Origin of the sequence: Sulfitobacter sp. F26204 (genome assembly GCF_026410305.1) — a bacterium.
Taxonomy (GTDB): Bacteria; Pseudomonadota; Alphaproteobacteria; order Rhodobacterales; family Rhodobacteraceae; genus Sulfitobacter.
Map to the genome: position 1 here is coordinate 131,163 of NZ_JAPMLQ010000008.1, position 25,496 is coordinate 156,658.

Annotated in this window: 17 protein-coding genes and 1 pseudogene; all 18 read right to left on the reverse strand. The window is 54.9% G+C overall.

The window, feature by feature from the left end; all coding sequences use genetic code 11:
* Positions 1-3,582 carry a type VI secretion system membrane subunit TssM gene (gene tssM, locus OS190_RS17280; protein ID WP_267159975.1) on the reverse strand — a complete coding sequence of 1,194 codons (3,582 nt, stop codon included), beginning with the start codon at positions 3,580-3,582 and terminating at the stop codon, positions 1-3.
* Positions 3,582-5,000, reverse strand: a complete 1,419-nt coding sequence (icmH, locus tag OS190_RS17285) for a type IVB secretion system protein IcmH/DotU (RefSeq protein WP_267159976.1) — start codon at positions 4,998-5,000, stop codon at positions 3,582-3,584. Before icmH ends, tssM begins: the two co-directional genes overlap by 1 nt.
* 22 nt (positions 5,001-5,022) lie before the next feature.
* The gene (tssK, locus tag OS190_RS17290; RefSeq protein ID WP_267159977.1) at positions 5,023-6,363 is read right to left on the reverse strand and encodes a type VI secretion system baseplate subunit TssK; all 1,341 of its coding nucleotides are present in this window, start codon (positions 6,361-6,363) and stop codon (positions 5,023-5,025) included.
* Between the two features lie 45 nt (positions 6,364-6,408).
* Complete coding sequence (tagH, locus tag OS190_RS17295; protein ID WP_267159978.1) at positions 6,409-7,917, reverse strand: type VI secretion system-associated FHA domain protein TagH; 1,509 nt, start codon at positions 7,915-7,917, stop codon at positions 6,409-6,411.
* A gap of 8 nt (positions 7,918-7,925) precedes the next feature.
* Positions 7,926-8,240: a PAAR domain-containing protein gene (locus tag OS190_RS17300; RefSeq protein WP_323370733.1), complete on the reverse strand. Its 315-nt coding sequence runs from the start codon at positions 8,238-8,240 to the stop codon at positions 7,926-7,928.
* Entirely contained in the window at positions 8,240-8,848 is a 609-nt protein-coding gene (locus OS190_RS17305; RefSeq protein ID WP_267159979.1) for a DUF6931 family protein, read from the reverse strand. Before OS190_RS17305 ends, OS190_RS17300 begins: the two co-directional genes overlap by 1 nt.
* 9 nt (positions 8,849-8,857) lie before the next feature.
* A complete protein-coding gene (locus tag OS190_RS17310) occupies positions 8,858-10,951 on the reverse strand; it encodes a type VI secretion system Vgr family protein (RefSeq protein ID WP_267159980.1) in 2,094 nt (697 codons plus the stop codon).
* A gap of 51 nt (positions 10,952-11,002) precedes the next feature.
* Entirely contained in the window at positions 11,003-14,194 is a 3,192-nt protein-coding gene (locus OS190_RS20515) for a type VI secretion system contractile sheath domain-containing protein (RefSeq protein ID WP_323370734.1), read from the reverse strand.
* Between the two features lie 216 nt (positions 14,195-14,410).
* Positions 14,411-14,911: pseudogene (gene tssB, locus OS190_RS17320) on the reverse strand (type VI secretion system contractile sheath small subunit); the annotation flags it as partial.
* 4 nt (positions 14,912-14,915) lie between these two features.
* A complete protein-coding gene (locus OS190_RS17325; RefSeq protein ID WP_267159994.1) occupies positions 14,916-15,749 on the reverse strand; it encodes an ion transporter in 834 nt (277 codons plus the stop codon).
* 221 nt (positions 15,750-15,970) lie between these two features.
* Positions 15,971-18,679 carry a type VI secretion system ATPase TssH gene (tssH, locus tag OS190_RS17330; protein WP_267159981.1) on the reverse strand — a complete coding sequence of 903 codons (2,709 nt, stop codon included), beginning with the start codon at positions 18,677-18,679 and terminating at the stop codon, positions 15,971-15,973.
* A gap of 26 nt (positions 18,680-18,705) precedes the next feature.
* Positions 18,706-19,737 (reverse strand): type VI secretion system baseplate subunit TssG, encoded by a 1,032-nt coding sequence (gene tssG, locus OS190_RS17335; RefSeq protein ID WP_267159982.1) that lies wholly within the window; start codon positions 19,735-19,737, stop codon positions 18,706-18,708.
* Positions 19,701-21,578 (reverse strand): type VI secretion system baseplate subunit TssF, encoded by a 1,878-nt coding sequence (gene tssF / locus OS190_RS17340; protein ID WP_267159983.1) that lies wholly within the window; start codon positions 21,576-21,578, stop codon positions 19,701-19,703. Before tssF ends, tssG begins: the two co-directional genes overlap by 37 nt.
* 5 nt (positions 21,579-21,583) lie before the next feature.
* Positions 21,584-22,081, reverse strand: a complete 498-nt coding sequence (gene tssE / locus OS190_RS17345) for a type VI secretion system baseplate subunit TssE (RefSeq protein WP_267159984.1) — start codon at positions 22,079-22,081, stop codon at positions 21,584-21,586.
* Entirely contained in the window at positions 22,074-22,913 is an 840-nt protein-coding gene (locus OS190_RS17350; RefSeq protein ID WP_267159985.1) for a type VI secretion system accessory protein TagJ, read from the reverse strand. The genes tssE and OS190_RS17350 overlap by 8 nt, the downstream gene beginning before the upstream one ends.
* An 86-nt stretch (positions 22,914-22,999) precedes the next feature.
* Entirely contained in the window at positions 23,000-23,500 is a 501-nt protein-coding gene (locus OS190_RS17355; RefSeq protein ID WP_267159986.1) for an Hcp family type VI secretion system effector, read from the reverse strand.
* A 77-nt stretch (positions 23,501-23,577) separates the two neighbouring features.
* On the reverse strand, positions 23,578-25,074 hold the full coding sequence (tssC, locus tag OS190_RS17360; protein ID WP_267159987.1) for a type VI secretion system contractile sheath large subunit: 1,497 nt from the start codon (positions 25,072-25,074) through the stop codon (positions 23,578-23,580).
* A gap of 3 nt (positions 25,075-25,077) precedes the next feature.
* Positions 25,078-25,496, reverse strand: a 419-nt coding sequence (gene tssB, locus OS190_RS17365; protein ID WP_267159988.1) for a type VI secretion system contractile sheath small subunit, incomplete at its 5' end; no start/stop codon positions are given.

Genomic DNA, 25,496 nt, shown 5'->3' on the forward strand with positions numbered 1-25,496 from the left:
TCAAAATGTCTTGGGGCAGCTGAATTTCGTAAGCGCAGGAAGCGCAAACGGATTGATCACCGACCCTGATTGAAGTTGGAAGATCGCGATGCGTCCCGAAACGTTAAAGATCACGCGCTTGCGGTCGGATACATTGGTGCGTCGGATTTCAGCCGCATCCAGCAGCCGGAACCATGCCCAGGGGCCGTCTTTGGCAAGTTGGCTTTCACCGTTGCTAAGGTTGGGCTGAAAGACGACACCGGCAAGTCCGACGGTGCCGGGCCAGGTAATGGCAACGGGGGTGTTGTTGGGCCGGCGGGTTTCAAACAATACGTTCTGGGAACCTATGGTCAATTGCACCGACTCTGCCTTGGGATCCAGAGCTTCAGGTGTGATCTGGAAATTCACCTGCGGATTGGGTGCACCGGCGAAGAAGGCGTCGCGTATTTCTGCGGCATATTGCATTTGGAGCAAGACCGCAGGAGAAATGCCCAAATCGACATCATTGACTTTTTTCCAGGTCCAGGGACGGGTCCCTATGTCCACGAATTTCGACAGGTTCTCGGCAAAAAACGTGTCGATCATCCCGCCAGGGGCGAATACCTTCTGAAAGTCTGCCATTGCCACATCCGCACGAGCGCGGCGGTTGAAGGGATAACGGTTTTCCAGCGCCTGTGTGCAAAAGGGCAATACAGATGATTGCCATTTGGCGTTGATTGACGAGCGTGTGCCATCCGCAGTGATGCCTGTTGAACTGCTGGTGATCTGGCTAGCCCAGCGTTCCAGGGGGCCGGGAATGCGGCCGGCCATCTGTTGAAAGCGTTGCGTCGCGGTGCCGCCTTCGGCGGCAGTCGCGGCCACCCCGCTAAAGGACATCTTGTTCAGTTCCTGATAGACTTCTTGCAAGGTTGCAATCAGTAAATCCAGCTGGCTGTCCTGCCCTTCCGGGCGTTCAACCAAAGTGTGTAACCATTCAAACCGGTCCTCGACATAGGATCCAGGCGGTTTCGGCGGGGCACCGTTGGCCTGGTTCCCGGCAGAACGTTGTAATGCCTCCAGAAGGATTTCACCCTGGATGCTGAGGCTTGAGCGGGCTTCGATCTGGGCGATCCGGCCCAAGCCGTCAGAGACCTCGTCGCTTCCCAGTAAACCGCCGCGCTTTTCCGTCAGTTTGGTTTCTTTGGCGATTTCGGTCAGGATATTCACCAAAGGTGAGGTCGGACCTGAAAGGACATTGGTGACCTCTACAGCATGGCTGAGAGATTCAAGCGGGATCACGTCAATATCACCGAGGATTGCGTCATAACGTGCGATATAGTCATTATAGTAAAGATCCAACACATCCCGGCTGAGGGCTGTTAACGCAGCATCAGATTGTTCTGCCTCGCCGCGCGGGCCAAGCACCCAGCTTTCGCCCTGGATACGTTTGGCAACACCCAGCGCCTCGCCCAGAAACACGTCGTTAAAACCGTCATAGGTAAAAATTCCCTCGACACCGACATTCAATGGCTTGCCCGAAGATCGTACCAATACCCTTGTGACGGCAGGGCCGCCTGCTTCGGTGATGCGCCATTCCGGCAGGCTTGCCGCCGACGGGCTGTTGATGATGCCGTTGTACACCCGTTGGGCCAGGGGCATCTCGGACAATATGCCCTGTACCTGTTCGACCAGCGGTCCGTTGAGCGAAATCTTCTCCATCGGTTGAGACAGCATCGCATTCAGGTGAAACTTCAGATCTTCGCGCAGATCGGCGCGGCTGGCACCGGCAAAGGTGATACCCCAATCAATGTCCATCCATTCGCGCACGAGATCGGCGTTCATCGGTCCTTCAAGGCCCAGCATCAAATAGATCTTCAATGCTTCGTACAGAAGGTCGGGATTGTTCACATTGCCGCTGATCTGTTCTTCGAGGCGCAACAACAAACGTGGCAAAAGGCGCTGGTTAAGCGCTGCGCGATAGGTTTGTGCCGCCTGCGTCCCGATAACCTCTCCCTGATAAAGCCCGTAGGTCAGGCGCCTTTCGGGATCAGGATCACCCAGGGCGGGATTTGTCGGCATGTCGCGTAAGACGTTCAAGGCGTCAACCACCGGCGGCAGATCCGTGTCGCCCAAGGGGCTACCGGGCAAGATCGAGCTGAGTTGTTGATAGCTGTCGACATAGGTAGAGGCCTGTTCGATCAAGTCCTGATTGCCCAGATAGCTGCGGGTGAACAGCGTGCCCGTCAACAAGGCGACGATGATTGTTGCAGCGATCGCCGCCCGCTTGGTCCAGCGATATCGACGTTCAACCTTGTCATCTGCAGAGACAAGCCCAGCTTCGGGAAAGATCACCTGTTCGAACAAGCGCGTAAGAAAATAGGAACGCCCCTGCCCCTGGCCTGTGCCAATTGCCTGGCGCCCGATACCAAAAGTGCGTGCCATCCCCAGCATCAAACGGTCAATTGGTGTGCCTTCCTGGGTGCCGGAGGTAAAGTAAATGCCGCGCAACATATGACGTTGTTCATACCGGTTGTCCTGAAATACTTCAGAGAGAAAGCTGTGCGCAACCGTGCGCATTGCTGCAACCTGACTGGGAAAGCCCGCAACGAGAGAGCGGCGTTGCGGATCAATTTCGGTCTGCATACGTTCAAGGCATTGCGCGTTGAGTTGGCCCAGAAGCAGCGCAAATTCAGTGTCGAAAGCGGCAACTGGAGAGGTTTCGCCCTTGGATGTGTCCAACGGGAGGGTAAAACCCCAGACCTGTTCCCGGTCTTCCTTACCCAGATTGTCATAAAATTCGGAGAAGCCTGCAATCAAATCTGCTTTGGTGAACAGAACATAAACAGGGAAACGCACCCCCAGTTTTTCGCGCAGTTCATTCAGGCGCCGCCGCACGGCCATGGCATGGCTGGCCTGTGTCACCTCGTCCTGTTGCAACAGATCGCTGAGGGAAATGGCAATCATTGCGCCATTGATCGGTTGGCGTTTGCGATATTTCTTGAGCAGTCCAAGAAAGCCGATCCAACCGGCGTTGTCAGTCTCCTGGTCACTTTCCTGTGTTGTATAACGCCCCGCGGTGTCGATCAGCACCGCATCATTGGTGAACCACCAGTCACAGTTCCGGGTTCCCCCAACGCCGCCAATCGCTGTCTTGCCCATGCTGTCAGCCAGCGGAAATTTCAGGCCGGAGTTCACAATCGCCGTCGTCTTGCCCGCGCCGGGCGGGCCGATCATGACGTACCAAGGCAGTTCGTTCAGATGTTTGCGCCCATTTTTGGATTTGCGCAGTTCCGCCATCGCGAGTTTGAGCTTGTCACGAAGTTCGCCCAATTCCGCAGCGGTGACGTCATCACCAGAATCATCCATCTGTTCGGCAATTTCATCTGTCATCGCCTTGTCTTTGCGACGGCGGCGCAAGAAGACAAACAACATCAAGCCAAAGAAGAAGAACCAGATCCCGCAGATCAGGATGATGCGGGATGTCATGCTGTCAAAGGGGCGCCATGTGTCACCACCGATGAATGGGGCAAGGAACCAGACGCAAAGCGACAGACAGATCGCGACCAGTATGAAGATTGTATAAATCGACTTGAAGAAAAAGCGGAGTATGCGGCGTCCGTACATTATGAGGCCTCCTGCACCAGCAACACTTCGATGCGCCGGTTTTTGGCGCGGCCTTCACGTGTGCCATTGTCTGCGATCGGTTCTTTTTCTGCCCGACCTTCGGCAGAAAGTCGGCTGGGGTCCGTGATCGTGCCCGCCATCGACGCCATGACGGATTTCGCGCGTGCCAGACTGAGATGCATGTTGGAAGGAAAGCGTGACGATTTGATCGGGACATTGTCGGAATGTCCGGTGATAATTACCGGCCCCGGTTCATCATTCAGCGAATTTGCTACACGGGCGATGGGGTCTATGAACTTTTTCGTCAGCTGGTCGGAGCCAGAGCCAAACATGCCAGAACCTGCAATGCGAATGACCAATGTGTTGCCCTTTTGAAAGACATTGACGATGCCGTCATCGATTTCTTTTTGCAGAAAGTTAACCACTTTCTTCAGCCGCACTTCCTCTGACGAGGCGGGCGGTGTGGGTGGCGGCGGCGGCGCGCGGCGTTGCAGTTCGGCTGGTGGTCCGTTGTCGATAACCGAGAGCTGGCCGATCAACCGTTCTGTCTTGGTCCCAAGCAGATAGGAGAGGCTGGTGAATTGAATTGCCAGCAGCGCGGCGGTTGTTGCAAGTGCAATCCAGACCAGACGCCAGGCAGATAAAACGCGAAACGGTTTATCCTCGCCTTCCCAATGCGGCGACAGGTCACGTTCAACATCACCGCGCTGGCCGCGAATGATCCGCGCCAGACCTTGCCGGATTTGCAGATGCTTGTCGGACCCGCCCTGCTCAACACGCAGACGGCCTTCAAAGCCGAGCGAAAGACACATATAAATGAATTCGAGGACATCGAGGTTATTGCCCGGTTCCTTTTCTAGCCGCGCAAGAAGGTCATAAAACCGGTCACCACCAACTGTTTCGCGGTGGAAGGTGCCGACCATTGATTGCAGGCCCCAGCTTGATTGTCCGCCCCAGGGCGTATTCAGAACCACATCATCCAGCGTCGCGCAAAGGGCGTACCGTGCAATTTTCACGGTTTGCGCAGGCACCCCTGCCTGCAAGGCGCGGTTTTCAAAGGCGCGAACCTCGGCAACGACAGAGGACCGCAGCTTGTCAGGGTCCATATGCTGGGCGCGGTTGCGGATCCGGCTGATCAAGGAAAACAACGGGGCCGCACAGGCAGTGAGCTGGTTCATGCCCGTAAGAACCATTTCGGCCTCTTGCGGCCCATCACGTTTTGTCGCCTGCGGCGCTGCAGCAGCAGGTGGAATGCCCATAGCGTCAAATCCTGGCGACGGCGTGGGGGCTTCCATTGGTTCATGCGGTATGGCGCGGGGTGGTGGCGTAGCCGCAGCCGTGCGACGACCGCCCGGATTGGGGCGGATTACTGTCTTGTCAGTATCATCGTCTTCTGCAAACGGGTCGTCGGATGACATGGCTTGCCTCTTCTACTTAATGCTACGAATTGCGGATCGCCCAAAGCTCCATGTTCAGACCGGGATATTGTCCTGATACATGCACCGCGATGCCGCCAGATGTGGTCATTTTGCCCCAATATGGGCTGTCGGCGGCGAGCTCGAAATATACTACTCCTGCATGATAGGGAATTTGGCGTGGCGCAACCGGCATGGGGCGTAACGTGATCCCCGGCAGGGCGGAATTGACAAGTTGGCGAATTTCTTCGACAGGGCCGATCTTGGCCTGACCGGCAAAATGGCGTCTGACGTCTTCTGCAGGAATTTCCGCCTGTACGGCCAGCACAAAACCGGCTGTATTGATCAGCTTGCGGTCCGAAATGACACCGACGTAAACGCCGTACTTGCGCGCCTCCAAGGGTATCGAAATTGCCGTTTGTTCCAGAACCGAACTTAGATATTGGCGCAGGGTACGGATTACGGGCGCAAAGGTGACTGAAAGGTTGTCATGCTGATAGGCAGGAAATTCAGGAGGTTGTTTGCTGGTCGTCATGAACACCGACAATTCACCGGCCAAAGCGACACAATGGCGATAGGCATCTTCGGGGTGCAGGTTTTCCAACGTGGTCAGATGACGGAACACGGGGATCATCCGGTTGATGACGGTCAGCAACAGAAAGTCCGACACTTCCGCGACCGCCTTGGCGGCACCCCCTTCGGATAGACGTCCCGCAAGCGCGGTCATCCGGTGCGACAACAGTCCTTCGATCTCGCGGATGAACCCTTCCAAGGGACTGGCGGCACGCACGTCGATGCAGCTGGGAATAAAGCTGCGGTCAAGGATTATTTCCTTGTCCGGGCGTACCTCGATGATCCGTGCAATCGGAATCGCCAGCATGTCGGCCAGTTCATCAACGGCCAAAGCAAATTGCAACCGCATCTTGCCGACGCCGATCGTCACCGGTTTTTGATCGCGCCCCATGGTGTCGGTGATTTCAAGCTCTGCCGGGCGCAGGCGGCTGACTGATTGCTCCGCGCCGCTCAGGTCGACTTCTACGGCACCTTGCCGGCGTTGCGGGACCGTTAGATAGACCACGCAATCCTTGATGGTCTCCGGCACTTCCAGGGCGGGTGGATGATCTTCGGTCTGTGGCACCCGGAATACCATGCCGTCATGGGTCAGACCCGAACAGCCCTTTAGCGCGAATTGGCCCACCTTAAGCACTTCTTCGTCGATCTCGAGGGCATTGACTCCCCAACCATAGGGCCGGATGCGGCGCGCAAGCCCCGCGATGAGCGCTTCCTTGTGGCGGTCCGACTGTTGGAAATGGTGAGGCTGCAAAAACAACCCCTCCGTCCAAAGCACTTTACTGTCCCAGGACACATAATTCTCCCTGTGTCGCCCCAGTGCACCAATCGGTGCGTGAGGTTATTTTAACTTTTCAAGCTGATCTTTATAGGCTCGCGCAAATTCGCGGCTAAAGAGCTCGTGAAAATCATTCTCGGCCTGATCGGCAATCTGGCCATACATTTTTTCGTATACTTCCCAATAACGCGCCTTCTTGCCCTTCAACAAAGAGCTGAAGCTGCCACCCGATTCAATTTGTGCGCCCAGCACTTCAGGGTCAAGTTTGGCCAAAATACCCTTCAGGGCAGCTTCCATCCCCGTCACCATTGCCACTTCATGCGCCTTGATGTCGTCCAATGCCTGTTCTGTTGCTGTCTCTGACCCCAGATAGCCGCGCGATTTCGGTTTGATCAGTGCTTCGATCGCCTGATCCGCGCTGATCGAGAATTTCAATGGATTATTGCCACCGGCGCTGATCATTGTCTGCTCAATGCGGAACTCTGATTTGATCGAGGTGCGCGTCATCAGGATTTCGCGCAGACCAGTAATCATGGTGCGCATCACCCGGCCCATACGTGCCATCGAAGTGTGTAAATCCTCATCAGGAATCTCAAGGTCTTCAACATCGAGAGCTGCGAAAAAGGCGCGTGCCGCATCCTGATTGCCATGTGCTGGAACCGGGGTTTGGATCGTGGTCGGCGTGGCCGTTGCATCGGCACCACCCTGCGCCGCCGGTTCAGGCTCTGGCGCGGTTTCGGCAGGTGGTTTTTTGGCTTTTGGAGTCGGAACCTTGGTTTTAGGCCGTGGTTTTTTGATCTCTGCGGGTTGTTGGGTCGGATCTGTATCCGCGACCTGCTGTGGCGTGGGTGCCGGATCCGGTTGTGATGGTGGACTGGAGGGAGACAACAAATCATCGTCCCAATCGTCGGGTATCATCGCCGGGCCAGAGGATTGCGCAGGTCTAAAGCTGTCACTTGCACTGGGGTTGTGCATACCCTGACTGGGTCCGAGATCTTCGTTCAACCTATCCGCAGGTTTGGCAAAAAATTCGTCTTCCTCCTCACCTAACGGCGGCAAGAGATCGTCGATCGGATCCGCCGTTTTGATTTGACCTGGGCCTTTCGGCCCTTCGGGCGATCCTAAAAGATCATCAAGGAAATCACCGCCTGGCCCGACATCATTTAGCAAATCCATTGGATCAAGCGAATTGTTGGCATCCCCGTGCGAAACCTGGTTATGACCAAGGGGGTCGGCAATGGGCGGGGCGATCGCTTCGGATATTTCGACCAGCAGTTCATACCCACCCACTGAAAGAATATCACCGTTGTTGATCGGTGTAGGTGTACGACCCAGAGGCACTTTGGAATAGTTCAAGAAGGTGCCGTTGGTTGAAAAATCAACAACAACAACATTGCCGTTGTGATCTTCGATTACACAATGGCTCTTGGACAGCTGCCTTTCTGGATCGGGCAAGACGATGTCATTGGCCGGCCCCCGCCCGAGGCTGAGGCTCCCACCTGCGGGCATCTGCATATTGCCAACATCACCGGGCATGGTTCCTGAAGATTGGAATGACAGTTTAACAGGCATAGATGCGCCTATCCTCCGATCATGACATTTGGGCAGCAGGGGGGAAGGACAAACCCGCCGCACAAACAGGAATCAAATGCCCGTGCTGCAGGTAATTTTCCAATCAGGACACTTGTGGACCCTTTCACGACAGGGTGCGGAGGTACGGATAGCGTCATATCTGTGGCCCGCGCCGCCGGTAGTTTGCCGATAAGCACGGGCTGCACAACAGCGCAGGGAAACATAATCGGCAACGGAACGCCTGGGGGCGGAACTGGTACGCCAGGGGGCGTTGCAGGAAGCAAACACCCATGCAAATCGGTCATTCGGGCTGCAAATGGCATTATGTCACCTCCTTCATCTTATCCTTGTTTTCCATTTTGCCGTTGCCACCCCGCGCTATATCGACAGCGCGATCGATCAACATTTGGCTATATTCCTCAAACCTATCAGAGTTTTTGTCCAACGCCACGAGATTCATAGCAAATGCAAAGGTTTCAGCACCACCCGCAGGTGCAGGGTATTCCGCCAGATCAGCAGGCCCCAACGTCCCGTCTGAGTAAAGTACCGACATGGCGATGTTTACAGTGTCATCGTCAATATAAGCATCATCCATCGACAGACGGGCTCGCTCGCGGTTTTCCTCAGTCGGTTTGAATACCCAGTCTTCTGATGCAACCAGCGATTTGGGATCCTTATCGGATTTAGGGCCAATGTAGTCCCGTGCCGCCAAACAGGCCCACCAGACCCGTTCGCGCGGCGGCAAAACAACTGCCAAAAGTCGCAGGACATCGATCAGTGCGCCCTTGCCATCCAACTCAGTCAGAACCTCTTCGGCTAATGCAGCAACCGGAGATTCTATGGGTGTTTTCAGGCGCGTGTTTGTCAGTGACAACATTTTTGCCACCGGCTCCTTTGGCACTTTGACCATATTTTTGAAACGTTCGCTCATAATATCGCCTTAGTTAATAGTGACCACAGGTGCCTTCAGGATCGCCACAGCGCTGCCCTTAACCTGTGTCATTGTGCCTTCGACCGTCATCATGCCCGCGGTCTTGATCGTTATGCCGGAAGGACCCAGCTCAATGGAACTGCCAGGTACCTTGAGCGTGATCGATTGGTTGGCTTCAAGAGTGATCGATTGCGTGGCCGTAGCATTGATTGACGCACCAGAGGTTACATCGATGTTCTGCGCGACGGTTGTCGTGCTCTTGCCGGATTGGACATCAACGCTTTTGTCACCTGATCGAACCGTCTCGCTCATGTTCTTTTCAACTGTCAGGTCCAGCTTTCCCTGATCGACGGTTTCGGATTTGTCGCCTTCCTCCACCATTTCGGTCACATGCTTTCTGACCGTCTGTTTGAGACTTTGTGGATCGACGCTTTGCGCTTGGGGATCAACCGTAATCGCATCATTACCTATGATGATCTCGGCACTGTCCTTGATCACCATCTGATAGTCTTTTTGGCTCTGAATATTCACATATTCATCACCGGCCTTATCCTCAAAGACAATGGCGTTGTAATCCTTGGCTTTGCCATCAGGCGAAGACCGGGTCATGATTCCCGTGCGCGTTGGCTGGTCAGGATCGACATAGGGCGGCATGGTGTCCTTGTTATACATCATGCCTGTCACAATCGGTCTGTCGGGATCGCCGTCTTCAAATTGAACGACAACTTCCTGCCCGATACGCGGGATTGACAGCAAGCCCCAGTTTTTGCCGGACCATTGCGTTACAACCCTGATCCAGCAGGATGAAGTCTCGTCAGTATGTTTTTCGTCGCGGTCCCAGCGAAACCGAACCCTTACACGGCCATATTCGTCGGTATGGATTTCCTCACCATCCGGCCCCACGACCTCACCAATCTGGATGCCGGGGATCTCAGGCCAAGGCGTCACAAATGGTGCGCGAAACTGGACCTTCTTGGGGATCGCGCCAAAGGTAAACGAATAGTCATTTGTTACCTCGTCGGGAATTTCGATATTTTGTGGCTGCAATGCCAGCCAGGTGCCGTTGTCTTTCTGTTCTTCTGCGTCGCGGATATAATGCACCGTTTCGCAGATCAGATATTCGATGTTGTTCTTGGCTTCGGGATGCTCAAGCAATTTGAAAAGAGAGCCGGTTCCAAAATGGCGTGCATCCCCTGCCCCACGGTGCATGACATGGCGTACCTCATCGGCTTCCATGCGAATACGGGTGCGGGTGTTACCAAGATCCTGTTTTCCGCGATAGTGTCCGGGATGATCATAGAATTCGTGTTTCTTGTCGCCGTATTTGGTATTGCTGGTATTGGTACTTGCCATTTGGCGCACAGACGGCTTTTCAAAATCATAATCTGCGAGGCTGACCTTACCACGGGTGATATTATTCGCGGCGGACCATTCACCGATTGTGCCGCCGGACTTGGTATCCTTGCCATCTCGCGCCTTGAACTTGATCTCACTGTCCCCTTCGACATTCGAATGGGCAGAGAGACTGTCACCAATGATCATCTGTTCGTTTTTCATATTCGCATCAGTATGATCGAAGAAGTAATAAAGCCCTTCTTCTTCCATCAGGCGTGACAGGAAATCGAAATCGGACTCACGATATTGTACACAATATTCCCGAGTCTCGAAACTGCCAGACGTTTTGAATTTATAGTCTGAAAACCCCAGACCTTCCTTCAACACTTCGTCAATGATCTGTTTGACCGTCTTTTCCTGGAACACGCGGGTTTCGCGTGTCAGGGTTGCCATCCAGAACCATGGCCTGACCTGGGCGGCGAACAAATCCTTCCCGTCCCGCAGTCCCAGCGCTTCAACGGAAATGCAGGTCCCGGTGAACAATCGTTCCTCTGGCCCCGGTCCGTCGTTACGAATGTGCAATGTCATGATCTCACCAACGATATCGTTGAGCTTGACGTCGGTGTTGTCGGCAACAAATTCGATTGTGGTTTCTGTTAAGGTTGAAAGTTTTTCACGCACTACAGCCTTGTTCAGTTGTAGTTTGTCGGTTGAATATGTGCCTGACATCCAGGTCGAGGCATCTTCTCTTGGTTTACTAAGCGTCATCTAATGTTCCTCAAATATGGCGCGGCCGTCGCAGGGCGTAATTTCCCTTGCTCAAAGATCGGCCAGCAGCGCTGCCAGTTCGGCATCCATGTCCTCATCATTATCAATGTCTTCTTCATTATCATCTGCATCCAAATCAAAACCTGACAGCAAATCGTCCAGATCATCGTCATTCGTTGCAGCGTTTTCGTCGTCAGTACCCAAAGCCGCTGACGCGGCTTGAGGCGGCTTGGGAGGTGATGGCGGCGGCGGTGCGACACCGCTCCAAGGGCCCAAAATTTCGCCCCCCGCAAGCGACTGGAAAGAACCCAGCCGAATTTCATCACGTCCTTTGATCGATACCACAGGCAGATACCCCCGCCCCAATACAGTTTCGACCTTGTCCAACGTCAGGTTTCGTTCAGTGCACGGTAGTGCAACCTGATCGCCGTACCGGTCCAGCACAAAGTGATAGGGCATATCGCCAAGCGACATGATTTTCCCCAACTCCATCGAGGGACCGTTTTCCTTGAAGGATCTGGCCAGCAAAATAGCGACCAAAACCACTGGGTTCGCCCAAAGCATACCAGACAATCCGACACTTTGGGTGAATTCTTCAAAATCAAATTCATAAATGGGCTCGGTCTTTGCACCATATGGCCGGCGCATGAGAAACCGCGGCGTGGCCAGAGCCAGATGTCCTGCCTCAGGCATGGCCCGCAGGGTATCCCATTCATTGGCAACCAACGGATGACGGTCCTGTTTGGCAACGTCGATGAAACCAGGTGTTATCGCGGCAAAGAACGGCGCATCAACATGGGCGGCAACCCGCGCAATGCGGCCCAGCAGCTGCGCATGAGGCGGTGTTTCCTCGAAGGTATACATGCCGATCAACGCCGAATAGCCGCCGCGCCCGAACTCTTCGTCCATCGGATCTTCGGTCAGCAAGCGGACAAGGCCACTGGATGAAAGATCATCCGATTGAGTGAGGTCTGCCGCAATTTCCTCGGCAGAGATGTCATATAACATGACTTCCAGCGTATCATCGACCTCGATGCTGCGGGCAATCAGATCAAGGGCACGCCATTGCGATTCAACCGATTGGAATTCGGGATGATGCAGGACCATCCGCATCGCGTCAGAAAGTGCCGCATCTACTGCATCGGCCATGGCCGTGACATTTGGGTCGGGCAATTTGCGAATATGCGGACCAACAACACGGGCCAGCAAATCATCGACGGGCGATGGTTGCGCCAGCTTTCGTTCGGTATCGCCAATCAGCTTTTGAAAATCACTGAGTTTCAGATCCGCGCGTACCGTATTACCACCGGACACCGCCCGCGCAGGAGCGACCGCCCGCCCATGTTGTTCACCCCAGGCCACCAGAGACTTGCCTGCGCTTTCTGCGGTACCCCCATTTTTTAACTGTGATTTCAAACTCTTGAGCGCCGAGAACAGCTCAACATTTTCGTATAATTCGTCAGGATGCAAATCATCGAGGCCGCCCAGTTTCACTTCAACCCCGGCACCATCCTTGCCAATCGGCAAGACCAGCGTGGTGGCGAAGCTTTCGATCACATCTTCGACGGTGTCGGGATCCAGAACGACAGCTGCGCGGTTTGCAAGAGAGTCACCTACTTCAATCTGACCATGGGCCGAACGTCCTGTAAAATCGCCCATGATCGCAATTCGGAACCGACGCCGTTCGAGCTTTTGTGCAGCGGGCCGTTCTCCGGTCATCGTACCATAGGCAAGCTCTGGCTCTTCGCTCAGCTTGGCCTGCTTTGGTTCACTTGACGTCTGTGTGTTTGCCTGCGCCAGTTCTCCCTCGTCGTCGAGTCCGCCCAGTAGTGCATCAAGGCTCTCTTCCGTCGCGGCCGACGCTGTTGCATCGTCATCGTCCAGACCCGCGAGCAAAGCATCCAAATCGTCCTCCGCATCTTCCGGAGACGGGGCCACTGTCTTGTCCGAAGGGGTGTCATTTTCATCTGTTGCGATTTGCGGGGCTGGATCATCTTCCAAGCCAGCAAGCAGGTCATCCAGATCGTCATTGCTATATCCGGCGCTATCGCTTTCCGCCTCCGGCGCTGCCGTCTCTGGCGCAACAGGCGCGGTTTCCGGTTCCAGATCCGCCAACAGAGCGTCAAGGTCATCGGCATCATCCGTTACCGTCAAATCGTCAAGCAGGGTTTCCAGATCGTCCTCGTTCTCGGACGTATCGGCGATAGGTGACGGTTCGACCACATGTTCCGGGGCTTGCGGTGCCTCAGGCTCCAGATCACCCAACAGGCTGTCAAGATCGTCATCATCGGCCCCGCCAATGTCATCAAGCAGCGCGTCAAGATCATCCGGTTCTTTGGCAACAGGGCCATTCTGATCCGGTTGTTCAAGATCGTTCAGAGTGTCAGTTACGTCGTCGGCTGCCGCGATGTTTGTCGGTGCTTCCAGACCCGAGAGCGCGTCATCAATCCTGTTGTCTTCGCCGACCTCTACGACATCTTCAAGCGCTGCGAGAATATCATCAGCATCATTGCCCTCCTCGACGTCTTCGGCGGCCTCCAATCCAGCCAGAGTGGCGGCAACGACATCGTCCTGCGCATTTTCTTTGACGGGTAAAGCGTCAAGGCCGGCAAGGACATCTTCGGCGGCATTGCCCTCCTCGATTTCTTCGGGTGCTTCCAGCCCGGCCAGGGCATGGGCGACGTCGTCAGTCTGTTCGACCTCCTCGACAGCTTCCAGCCCGGCGAGGATGTCATCAGCGGCGTCGGTTTCTTCGACGGCTTCAACGGCTTCGATACCGGCAAGAACCGCGGCTGCGGTATCTTCTTTTTCGATGTCCTCAACCGCCTGGATGCCAGCGAGGATGTCGTCAGGGTTTTCGCCCTCCTCGATTTCTTCGGGCGTTTCCAGCCCGGCCAGGGCATGGGCGACGTCGTCAGTCTGTTCGACCTCTTCGACAGCTTCCAGCCCGGCGAGGATGTCATCAGCGGTGTCGGTTTCTTCGACGGCTTCAACGGCTTCGATACCGGCAAGAACCGCGGCTGCGGTATCTTCTTTTTCGATGTCCTCAACCGCCTGGATGCCAGCGAGGATGTCGTCAGTCTGATCTATGCTCTCTGGCTCGGCAACGTCAGAGCTGCGCAGGGCGTCGAGGGCCTGGGCTGTGTCAGTATCTTCTTCTTCGACAATTTCAACGGCCCTCAAAGCATCAAGAGTCTGCGCAGAATTATCTTCATTGCTGTTCTCCGTTGCGGAGACTTCCATGGCCTTTAGCGCATCCAGCGCAGCTTGAGAGGTGTCCTGTGGCGGCGTTTGCGAAATCTCAACTGCGCGCAAGGCATCCAGCGTGGCACTGCCGTCATCTGTTGGGATTTCATCAATCTTGACTGCACGCAGCGCATCGAGGGCTGTCGCAGCAGAGTCATGCTCGGCGGTTTCGGGTATTTCGACCGCCCTCAGGGCATCAAGCGCGTCGGTTTGTGCATCAGATTGTGTGTTGGGTGCGGCGGCCAGCGCGGCCAGAAGCGCGCGATCGCCCAGGACCTTTTCAAGCAAGGCCTCTGCACCCGCCTTGCCATCCATATAGGTCATGAGATTGGACAGTTCCTGGCGCGCTTTCAACAGCGGGCGCAAGCTGTCGACGCGTGCGGCAATGGCACCGGGTTCAAAATCCGACATCTTTTCGAACGTAAGATCGATTGCCATGTTACCCTCACCCGTCAGGGTGTTGGGAACGGTAAAAGCGGCGCGCGGGGCAATCGACTTCATCCGGTCGTCAAAGTTGTCAACGTCGATTTCAAGGAACTTGCGGTCGGCGACGGCAGGCTGTTCGACCTCTGATTTGCCGGCAAGATCGCTCATCACGCCCATGACGAAAGGCAATTGTACCTTCTTTTCGGCACCGTACAATTCCACATCATATTCGATTTGAACGCGAGGGGCCCGGTTTCGGGCGATGAATTTCTGGGAACTGCCAGCCATGGTGTCAGGAGCCTCCCTTGCCGTTGATTGCGTTTAATTCGGCACGCATTGCCCTGACCTCTTCCATGAGGGCCAGTACATTGCGGTCCACTGTGTCAGTTTCATCGCGCACCAATTGGCGCAGGTTGTCAAATTCGGCTTCGGTCTCTTCTTCAACAGCGTCCTGCATGGTGTTGACCAACAAACCGATGAACAGGTTGAGAACCGAAAAGGCGGTGATGATGATAAAGGGTACAAAAAAGGCCCAGGCCGATGGGAATTCAATCATCACGGGACGTACTATTCCCATTGACCAACTTTCGAGGGTCATGATCTGGAACAGTGAATAAAGCGAACGACCCAAAGTACCGAACCACTCGGGGAAAGCCGCGCCATACATCAATGTTGCCATGACACCAAAGACGTAGAAAACGATCGAGATCATGACAATCACCGCACCCATACCCGGCAAGGCGTCCAGAAGCGCCTGAACAACCGCCCGCATTTGCGGCACCACCGAAAGCAGGCGCATTGCACGGATCACACGCAGTCCGCGCAGCGCTGACAGGCCTTCCTGTCGTGGCATCAGGCCAAGCCCGACCACCAAAAGGTCAAAGATGTTCCAGGCACTTTTGAAAAAGGCCATGCGATAAGCGTAAAATTTCAACAGGAGTTCGCCAACAAAAATCGTCAGGACCACGTTGTCCACAACCGACAAAACACCGCCGATCCGTGACATGAGATAACCGGATGTCGACATCCCCAATGTGACCGCGTTGAAGATGATGACACCCAGAATGGCGTTCTTGAACCAGTTGCTTTCAACCAGATTGAACACCCAAGCCCGGCTTGCATCCATTTGGCTTTTGTCGAGAACTTCCAAGGTATGTTTCTCCGTTCAGCGCTTTGTCTTTGTGTAGGGGTGCCAATCCGGCACCCTCAATTGTCTATCGTTTTTCGGCCTCTGCCAGTTACGTCCCATTCACCATCATGCGGTCTTCTTTATTTCTTTGGCAAGTTAGGGGTTGCTTGCAAAGTTCATCTTGTTGTGCAGGTCGGTTGTTCCGACGGGATCAGAGCTTAGTCAAAATTATAAGTAAAGGTACTGTCGGTGACGTCGATGTTTACCGAATTCACCGGCTTGCCCTGCATCATCCTGCGCAGGAATTCCGCCGAAATATCGGGCAACATGGTGTTGGTGACGATCGCGTCGATCATCCGGCCACCGCTTTCCAGTTCCTGACAACGATCGACGATCAGATCGACCACCGCATCAGAATAGGTAAAGGGTACATCGTGGGTGGCTTCGACGCGTTTTTTGATCCGACCCAGCTGCAACTTGGTGATTTCCGCAATCATATGTGGGCTGAGCGGGTAATAGGGAATTGTGACCAGACGCCCCAGAAGCGCTGCAGGAAAGATCTTGAGCAGCGGTTCGCGCAGGGCTTTGGCGATGCCGTCGGGTTCGGGCAGCAGGTCAGGATCGCTGCACAGGTCCATGATCAGATCAGAACCGGCATTTGACGTCAGCAGGATCAGCGTATTCTTGAAATCGATGGTACGGCCTTCGCCGTCTTCCATCACGCCCTTGTCAAAGACCTGGAAAAAAATCTCATGCACATCAGGGTGTGCCTTTTCGACCTCGTCCAGCAAGACGACGGAATACGGCTTGCGCCGCACGGCCTCGGTCAACACACCACCCTCACCATAGCCGACATAACCGGGAGGGGCCCCTTTCAGGGAGCTGACAGAGTGTGCCTCTTGATATTCTGACATGTTGATTGTGATAACATTCTGCTCACCACCATAGAGCACCTCGGCCAGTGCGAGTGCGGTTTCGGTCTTTCCAACCCCCGAAGTACCGGCCAGCATGAAAACGCCGATCGGTTTGTTGGGGTTATCCAGCCCGGCGCGGCTGGTTTGAATACGCTTGGCGATCATCGCCATGGCGTGATCCTGACCAATCACCCGCTTTCCCAGATGTTCTTCGAGGCTGAGAACGGTCGCCAATTCGTCACTGACCATGCGACCGACGGGGATACCGGTCCAGTCGCCTACAACGCTTGCCACCGCCTGCTCGTCCACAATCGGCAGGATCAACGGGCTTTCGCCCTGGGCTTCGCTCAGCTTGGCATTGGCAGCGCGCAGCTTGCCCATGACTTCGGCGCGTGCGGCGTCATCCAGAGCATCCTCGCCCCCTTCCGGGGCAAGATCCGATCCTTCTTCGACCGGCGCGCCCCCTGCTCGCAATTGTGCACGCAGATCGAGAATTTCGGCGACGATCTCCTTTTCGACATCCCATCTGGCCTGTAGCCCGGCGAGCCTCTCCTCGATTTCGGCCTTTTGCGCTTCGACCTTGGCGCGGCGTTCGTCAACCACAAAACCCGCGGTTTCGTCACGACCTATGATCTCCAGCTCCGTATTCAGGCTTTCTATCTTGCGTTGGGCGTCGTCAACCTGAGCGGGGACCGCATGCTGGCTGACGGCGACGCGGGCACAGGCAGTGTCAAGCACGCTTACGGATTTATCCGGAAGCTGCCGTGCAGGAATATAGCGCGCAGAAAGCGCCACCGCCGCTTCGATCCCCTCATCCAGAACCTGTACCTTGTGGTGCAGTTCCAGCATTGACGCGATGCCACGCATCATCATGATCGCCTTGGGCACATCGGGTTCGTCCACCTGCACAACCTGGAAACGCCGAGTCAAAGCAGGGTCTTTTTCGATGTATTTCTTGTATTCGGCCCAAGTTGTTGCGCCAATCGTGCGCAAGGTGCCCCGTGCCAGCGCGGGTTTGAGCAGGTTCGCTGCATCCCCAGTTCCCGCCGCACCTCCTGCACCGACAAGCGTATGTGTCTCGTCGACAAACATGATAATTGGCGTTTCGCTTGACTGAACCTCATCAATGACTGACCGAAGGCGGTTCTCGAACTCGCCCTTCATGCTTGCCCCCGCCTGAAGCAGGCCCACATCCAACACCAGCAAACGCACGTCATGCAAGGCCGGTGGCACATCGCCGCGCGCAATGCGCAGTGCGAAACCTTCGACAACAGCGGTCTTGCCGACACCAGCCTCACCGGTCAAGATCGGGTTATTCTGGCGCCGCCGCATCAAGACATCAACGATTTGACGGATCTCTTCATCGCGTCCGACAATCGGGTCGATTTCGCCGTTTCGGGCCTGTTCTGTCAGGTCGGTGCAATATTGTTCAAGGGCTTCGCCCTTACCCATCTGTGCAGGCGACATCGCACCGGAGGCTTCACCCGGTTCGGCCCCGCCGCCGGTGTTTGACCCATCCTGTGCGCCCATACGTTCTTCTGGAGAACCGGCAGTTGCGTCATGAAAATTCTCGGCCAGATCATCATGTTTGATCTTGGCCAGCTCCGGCGAAATACTGCTTAGGATGTTGCGCAGCGCAGGTGTTTTCAACATTCCGAGCAACAAGTGGCCGGTGCGCACGTTCGAAGAACTGAACAGCAATGAACCAAAGACCCAGCCCCGTTCCATTGCATCCATCAAGTGATCCGACAGATCGGAGATGGCGGTAGCACCCCGGGGCAGCCCGTCAAGATTGCGGGTCATTTCGGCGGCGATCTTGCCCACATCCAGATCATAGTGATCGACGATGCGGTGCAGGTCACTGTCTTGACCTTGCAAAATCTGGTGCATCCAATGCACCACCTCAACATAGGGGTTGCCTCTCATCTTACAGAAGACCGTGGCCCCCTCGACGGCCTTGTACCCCAGACTGTTCAGCTTGCCGAACAATGCGATTCTGCTGATCTCGCTCATGTTGATGTCCCCTTAATATTCATATTTCACGCTGACCTGCTTCGAGGCGTAAGGAAAAGATCCTTCGCGTCGGCACGTGGCGCGTCATCGTTGCGTTTCATGTCTACCCAAGAAGTTTGTCCCAGTCGGGTGGCACCGCCGAGCACGGATCTTGGTACTTCGTCGCCTTTCAGGATCAGTTGCACGTCCCAATCCAGACTTTCACCTACATAGGTGCGCACAATTGCCTCAAGCCGGTCAAACCCTTCAGAGCCTGGCAAGAACCGTTCATAGCGTTCGCGGTTGAGCGGCCCGATCCGGATGCGGAATTTGGAGGCGCGGCTCCAGACCTTGCTGCCGACACTGGTGGTCTGGCCGAGGCCGACCTTGCCGCCAAGTTCCCAACAATCGTCCGGCTCAAGCTGCAGCCAGGCACCGACAAACTGATCGATCTCGACCGGCACTTCAAAGAAATGGCTGATCAATGAAATCAAACCATCAGGATTCTTGGATCCCTGCGACATATAGGCCGCGAAATGTCGGCGTGCGACATCGGGCATTGCATCGCGGTTTTGCAAGCCTTCGCCGCGATAGCCGGCAATCGCAGCAACACGTTTTTCGAACTGATCATTGCCACGGTCGTAACTGGCTGCCGGATTGCCGCTGCGCCATGCGCGATACAACAGACTCATCATCCGGTGGGTCAGCATATTGGCAAATGCGACGATTGTATGGTCGCGATGGTTGCGCTGGCGGTCGCGGGCATATTCGGTGAGGTGCAGCGGCAGCGGCCCTTGCGGCCCGAACAGACCAAAGAAACGGCTGATCAATGTGCCAGGCGCCTTGGCGGTACCGGGTTTGAAACTGCGGATCGTCGAAGGCGGAAACGCCAATTCAGCCTCTTGGCCCAGCCGCACCGTATCCTCGCGCGGGCGGCGCGATTCACCCAGTCGCGGAGCATCGGGATAGGCGGCATCGATAACACGCATCGCCTGAAAAACATGATGTTCTTCAGGTCTTTCCGCCAGTCTGGCGAAATGGTCTAGAGTATCTGGCCCAATCCGCTTGTTGGTCGCCATCTGGCGATTTCTCCCCGTCGCTCGGTCTTTAAAACTGTTTCAGTAAAACTGTTGATGGTGGCATATTTGCGGAAAAACCGCTCCATCACGGCACCCAGGACATAGACGCTGGTGCCTTCGAAAAATGTCTCGTCAAACTCAATCGTGATTTCCAAACCGCGCACCGCCGTTGATAACACTTCGTCGCTCATCCGGCGCACAATCGGACGACAGGAGACCTCTGTGATGCCCTCAAGCTGCTTTTCGGTGACACGGTTGCCCAAAGGCGCATAAATGCCGATCAATTCGCGCAGCGCCTCGGCCGAACTGCCCTCATCGGTCTGGGCAATTGACAGATAATTCAGGGATAAATGACTTATCAGCCTCCAGGCCGTGTCACCCTGTGCAAGGGTCGGATGCGGGCGCGTTGGCGAAATCGGTGTACGGATGGATTTAACGGGACCGCCGTCAGGCAATTGAAACACATTTTCATCACCCACCGACAACAACATCGGCAAATCGCGGTTTGTGCAGAGGGCTGTCACAGCCAGTTGGTCCAGTTTCGCTGAATAGGGTGCCTGCTTGCGATCTACCAACGAAAGATAGACTTCTGAGCCAAGATAAGAGGTGCGCACCCCGCGCAGGCGTTCCTTTTCGCTGCGCTGTCGCATCTTGCGGCTTTGGGTGTAGTAGGTCGCATGAACATCGCCAGCGGCAGTGAAATCGGTCGCGGAATAGAACGGCCGGAATTCAACATCATCTGCGCCATCCCCGCTTATGCCGGTGACGGATTCGATATTGTAGATCTCGAAATCAAGGCCCGCTGTCCGGTTCGGAACAACATGTTGTTCGGTGTCGCGGGCGGTCACATGCAGCCGGTCGCAGCGTTTTCTGAACAGGTTTACCGCAGGAGTGGCATTCAACCCAAAGGCGTCAGGCCTGATGGCCGAAGCAAGGTCTTTGTTGCCATCTCCCAACAGGATATAGATGTCGACTTCATCGCCTTCGGCCTTGTTAATCGCGGGTTTCAATCCGGCAAGATTCACAAACATGAACCTTTCTGGCATCGCGAAATATTCCTGCAACAAGCGATAACCGTCAAAGGACCGGCGCGGTGTCGGCAACAAGGCCTCATCCTGTTTGAGACCAACCTGGGTCAGCGCGCCATCAGGCAACGACAATGTCCAATCCGCACGCCGGTTCGCAGACCGCCCCGCAAGACCGACGGTTTGAGTGCATAATAGTTCGTGGATTTGCCAATTGCGACCTGACTGGCGATCCAGGTACAGAGTCAAGTCATCGAGGGTCAAATCAGAAATCGGATCCCCATCCATCCGCTTCAATCGCAGGCGAATACCGGCACGGGCAGGCGTATTGGCCCCGACACCCGCGGCGATCAGGCCCCCACGGCTATCAATATATTCAGCTTCTGAAATTTCGACCGGCCACATTTTTACGGCATGAGCGGTGCGGAATTCACATGCGGTTTGTTCGCCATCCAACAAGCGACTGCGTATCGTTGTATGCCGTGGCAGGACATAACCGTTTTTCAGCCCAGCATTGGCGAGGTCGGGTTTGAACTGGGCAATCATCATCGACGGCGTGGGGGCAAGATAGTGCGGATATACGATTTCAAGTAGATGCGAAGTGAAAACCGGGAATTGCATCTCAAGTTCGAGCTGCACACGCGCGGACAGAAAGGCAACACCCTCCAGCAGACGCTCGACATAGGGGTCAAGAACCTCGACGCCTTCCATACCCAGGCGCGCTGCGATTTTCGGATAGGCATCGGCAAACTCGGCACCCATATCACGCATATAGGCAAGTTCGTTTTCATAATGTCTGAGAAGCCGTGTATCCATGGCGGTTATCCCACCCTGTCGAGGGTAACTTCGCCCGTGGTTGTATCAACCTTGCTGCGTAGATACAGCTCGAGCGGAACAGGTTGCGCCCACATGTCGGCATGTATATCGAATGCGATCTGGGTTTCCCCGCGGGCTTCCTCGGTACGCAGTTCAACGGCAGTTGATCCGGTGATGATGCGCGGTTCGTGCATTGCAATGGCGTTGTGAATGGACTTGCGGATGAATTCCGCGCGCCCTGATGTTGAAAATTCGCCTGCAACCTCACGCACGCCATAATTCAAAACCGACCGGGCGACATTGGGAAACCGTTCGTGATCCAGCATCGCCCCAAGGTTATTCGTATTTAACAGCCAAGAAAGATCACGCTGGATAATCTCGCGCAGCCGTCCAAGGTCGATGGCACGGTGTGCACGGGTTTCTTGCCGTTCGGTTGGTGCGTCATCAGTCAATCTGTCAAGCAGAGATGGCTGCAACCGTTCGGCAAGCATATTGTCAGCCATCTTCAGCAGCCTCGTCCGGGGTATCGCCAGCGACGTCGTCCGCGCCGTGATCAAAGATCAATTCGCGCACGTCCAGCAGAGCGATGTCATCCTTGTCGGTGGCAAACAGGCGTTGACCAACACCCACAAAGGTTTCGTCGCCTGCATCAACCCAGTTGGTCGCGCGCGACAGTTTTTCGGCATCACCGCCATTGGCAGGGGTATCGGTATAGCGTGTCGGAATCAGTGCCACCACCTCACCGCCATTGCGCAGGGTCAGGGTCGCAGCGGTCCAGACATAATCGCGCAGATCGGCTGGTTCCTCGATCACCAGCTTGGAGATTTGCGCAAAAGGCAGCCAGAAATAGCGACCGTTGATAACAATCTCCAGCACTGGCCCCATGCGCATGTCCGCATCTGCAATCCATTCAAAGGCAGTGCCATTGACAGTCCCCGACGACATCGGTGCCTCATCAAAGGCTTTGGCACGCAGTTCGGCAGCTTCTTTTGCCTTGCCGGTCGCCAACATTTTCTGGGCTTCAATCAGCAAGGCCAGCCATGGTTCAGGCTCGCCAAAAATCATCGGGGCCTTTTCGCCCTTGAAGACTTTTTCGCGATAAACTTCGCAGATGATCCCCTCGCGGTAGGTTTGTGCCATCATCAAGGCCAAGGGTTCCATTTCACCGCTCAGTTTCAACTGCGTGATCGCGCGCTTCCAATCGCCCAAAACACATAGCAGTTGGAACAAGAAGATACGTAGTTTTGAATCTGCCGGATCTGCGCGTACCTTGTCCTGCAAGGCCGTAAGAGTGGCGGTCAAATCGCCGGATTTCAGATGCTCTTCGGGCGTCATACGACTGCCTCCGCCGGGTCAGAATACAATGATGATAAAATAAAATGCCGTGCGCAGATGTCCCGCGCACGGCAAAATCTGATCGCTTAGCTGACGTTGCCTTCGCGCAGGTTCCATTTGAACACGTTCTCTGTGCCCAGAACACCCGTTTGCTGGTCTGTCGCCTTATACTCATGCTCGACGTTGATATAGGCCATCGCCCATGTCTCTTCGGGGATACCGTCCTCGGAATAGGAGATGGAATATTTGTCGATGATCACGTGCTTGAGTGTCCAGATGGAAAACGCCTTCAGGCCTTCTGACGCGCTGTCACCGGAACGACACATCTCGATCTTGATTTCGGGACGGACGGTGCCGTTTGCCACTGATTTTGCCAGTTCGTTCGACGCTTTGCCGATCTGGGTTGTCACTTCGATTTTCTGGAAGTTGGTGTTGGCGTGGGCACGCTGGTTTGATCCCAGGTCCGTCATGTCAACGGCGCGTTCCATTTCAAAGCTCATGGAGTTGAGAACAATCCAGTCCTTGTGGTTCGTTTCGGTTGCATCGCCCGGAATATCCGAGATTTCGCAGAACATATTAGCAGCCATTGTGCTATTCCTTTCAAAAAGTTGTTTACGTTATGACGTCATTTAGTAGTGGGCCGACCCCAAGGTAATTCGAGGGATTAGGCACCTTTTTCAGAAGGGAGCTTGGAAACAAGCCGCAATGATATCGAAAGACCTTCCAACTGGTAATGTGGTCGCAGGAAGAACTTTGAAGTGTAGTATCCAGGATTGCCTTCCACCTCTTCGACAACGACTTGTGCCGCCGCCAGAGGTTTCCGCGCCTTCTCAGCTTCCGACGAAACGTCGGCATTGAAATCAACATAATGGTTGATCCACTCTTGCAGCCAGTGCTCCATATCCTGCCGGCTCTTGAAAGAACCGATCTTGTCGCGCACCATACACTTCAGGTAATGCGCGAAACGACAGGTTGCGAAAAGATATGGCAACCGGGCTGCGAGATTTGCGTTAGCCGTCGCATCCGGGTCGTCATACTCTGCCGGTTTGTGCAGAGATTGAGCGCCCATAAACGTGGCTTGATCTGTATTTTTCCGGTGGATCAGTGGCATCATGCCGTTTTTGGCAAGCTCCGCTTCACGCCGGTCGTCGATGGCAATTTCAGTGGGGCATTTCTGGTCAATGCCGCCATCGGTCGTCGGAAAGGTGTGCGACGGCAGGCTTTCCAGCGTACCACCGGATTCAACGCCGCGAATACGCGAACACCATCCGTATTCTTTGAAGGAACGGTTGATGTTCACTGCCATGCCATAGGCGGCGTTGACCCAACCGTATTTGCTGTGATCTGATCCGTCAGTGTCCTCTTCAAAGGCAAACGCCTCGACCGGTTCGGTCTTGGCACCATAAGGCAAACGTCCCAGGAAACGCGGCATCGCAAGACCGACATATTTGGAGTCCTCGGATTCGCGCAGCGATTTCCAGGATGCATATTCAGGCGTCTGGAAAATCTTGGTCAAATCACGTGGGTTACTGAGTTCTGACCAACTGTCCATCTGGAACAATTCCGGTTTGGCACCCGTGATCAACGGGGCGTGACCCGCCGCCGCAATCTTTGCCATCTCGCCCAATAATTCAACGTCCTGAGGCGAATGATCGAAATGATAATCGGCGACCAATGTGCCATAGGGTTCACCACCAAGCTGTGAAAATTCCTCGGTGTACAGCTTTTTGAAGATCGGCGACTGATCCCAAGCGGTGCCCTTGAACTTGCGCAGGGTCTTGTGCATTTCTTTCTTGCCGATGTTCATGACGCGGATCTTCAGCATCTCATCGGATTCAGTGTTGTTCACCAGATAATGCAGACCGCGCCACGCGCTTTCCATTTGCTGGAAATCTTCGTGGTGCAGGATCAGGTTTACCTGTTCCGTCAGCTTCTTATCAATCTCGGCCACGATCCCTTCGATTGAACGCAATGCATCATCAGAAATCAACGCAGTGTTACTAAGCGCTTGCTCAGCCAGTGTTTTTACGGCAGATTCAACTGCCGTTTTCGCCTGATCGGACTTGGGGCGGAATTCTTTCTGCAGCAGGCTTTCGAATTCGGAGGAACCGAATGCCGTTGCGCCACCGGCTTCTGCGACTTGGGCTTCTTGTTCAGCCATGAATTATTCCTCCTCTGTGGTGGCGGGCTTTGGCTGGGCTGCCAAAGTCTTGAGCAATGCGGGATCCTGCATGATCTTGCTGATCAGATCCTCCGCACCGGTCTTGCCGTCCATATATGTCATAAGGTTGCTAAGCTGCGTACGTGCATCCAGCAATTCGGCCAAGGGTTCCACCTTTGCGGCAATCGCTGCGGGCGAGAAATCGTCCATGCTCTCGAACGTAATATCAACGGCCATATTACCCTCACCCGTCAGGGTGTTGGGAACGGTAAAAGCGGCGCGCGGGGCAATCGATTTCATCCGGTCGTCAAAGTTGTCAACGTCGATCTCAAGGAACTTGCGGTCGGCGACGGCAGGCTGTTCGACCTCTGATTTGCCGGCAAGATCGCTCATCACGCCCATGACGAAAGGCAATTGTACCT

Excerpts from the sequence above, each read along its gene's own strand:
- tssM (WP_267159975.1), bottom strand. The coding sequence starts at position 3,582 with ATGTACGGACGCCGCATACTCCGCTTTTTCTTCAAGTCGATTTATACA.
- icmH (WP_267159976.1), bottom strand. The coding sequence starts at position 5,000 with ATGTCATCCGACGACCCGTTTGCAGAAGACGATGATACTGACAAGACA.
- tagH (WP_267159978.1), bottom strand. The coding sequence starts at position 7,917 with ATGCCTGTTAAACTGTCATTCCAATCTTCAGGAACCATGCCCGGTGAT.
- OS190_RS17300 (WP_323370733.1), bottom strand. The coding sequence starts at position 8,240 with ATGCCATTTGCAGCCCGAATGACCGATTTGCATGGGTGTTTGCTTCCT.
- OS190_RS17305 (WP_267159979.1), bottom strand. The coding sequence starts at position 8,848 with ATGAGCGAACGTTTCAAAAATATGGTCAAAGTGCCAAAGGAGCCGGTG.
- OS190_RS17310 (WP_267159980.1), bottom strand. The coding sequence starts at position 10,951 with ATGACGCTTAGTAAACCAAGAGAAGATGCCTCGACCTGGATGTCAGGC.
- OS190_RS20515 (WP_323370734.1), bottom strand. The coding sequence starts at position 14,194 with ATGGAAGTCTCCGCAACGGAGAACAGCAATGAAGATAATTCTGCGCAG.
- OS190_RS17325 (WP_267159994.1), bottom strand. The coding sequence starts at position 15,749 with ATGGATGCAAGCCGGGCTTGGGTGTTCAATCTGGTTGAAAGCAACTGG.
- tssH (WP_267159981.1), bottom strand. The coding sequence starts at position 18,679 with ATGAGCGAGATCAGCAGAATCGCATTGTTCGGCAAGCTGAACAGTCTG.
- tssG (WP_267159982.1), bottom strand. The coding sequence starts at position 19,737 with ATGGCGACCAACAAGCGGATTGGGCCAGATACTCTAGACCATTTCGCC.
- tssF (WP_267159983.1), bottom strand. The coding sequence starts at position 21,578 with ATGGATACACGGCTTCTCAGACATTATGAAAACGAACTTGCCTATATG.
- tssE (WP_267159984.1), bottom strand. The coding sequence starts at position 22,081 with ATGGCTGACAATATGCTTGCCGAACGGTTGCAGCCATCTCTGCTTGAC.
- OS190_RS17350 (WP_267159985.1), bottom strand. The coding sequence starts at position 22,913 with ATGACGCCCGAAGAGCATCTGAAATCCGGCGATTTGACCGCCACTCTT.
- OS190_RS17355 (WP_267159986.1), bottom strand. The coding sequence starts at position 23,500 with ATGGCTGCTAATATGTTCTGCGAAATCTCGGATATTCCGGGCGATGCA.
- tssC (WP_267159987.1), bottom strand. The coding sequence starts at position 25,074 with ATGGCTGAACAAGAAGCCCAAGTCGCAGAAGCCGGTGGCGCAACGGCA.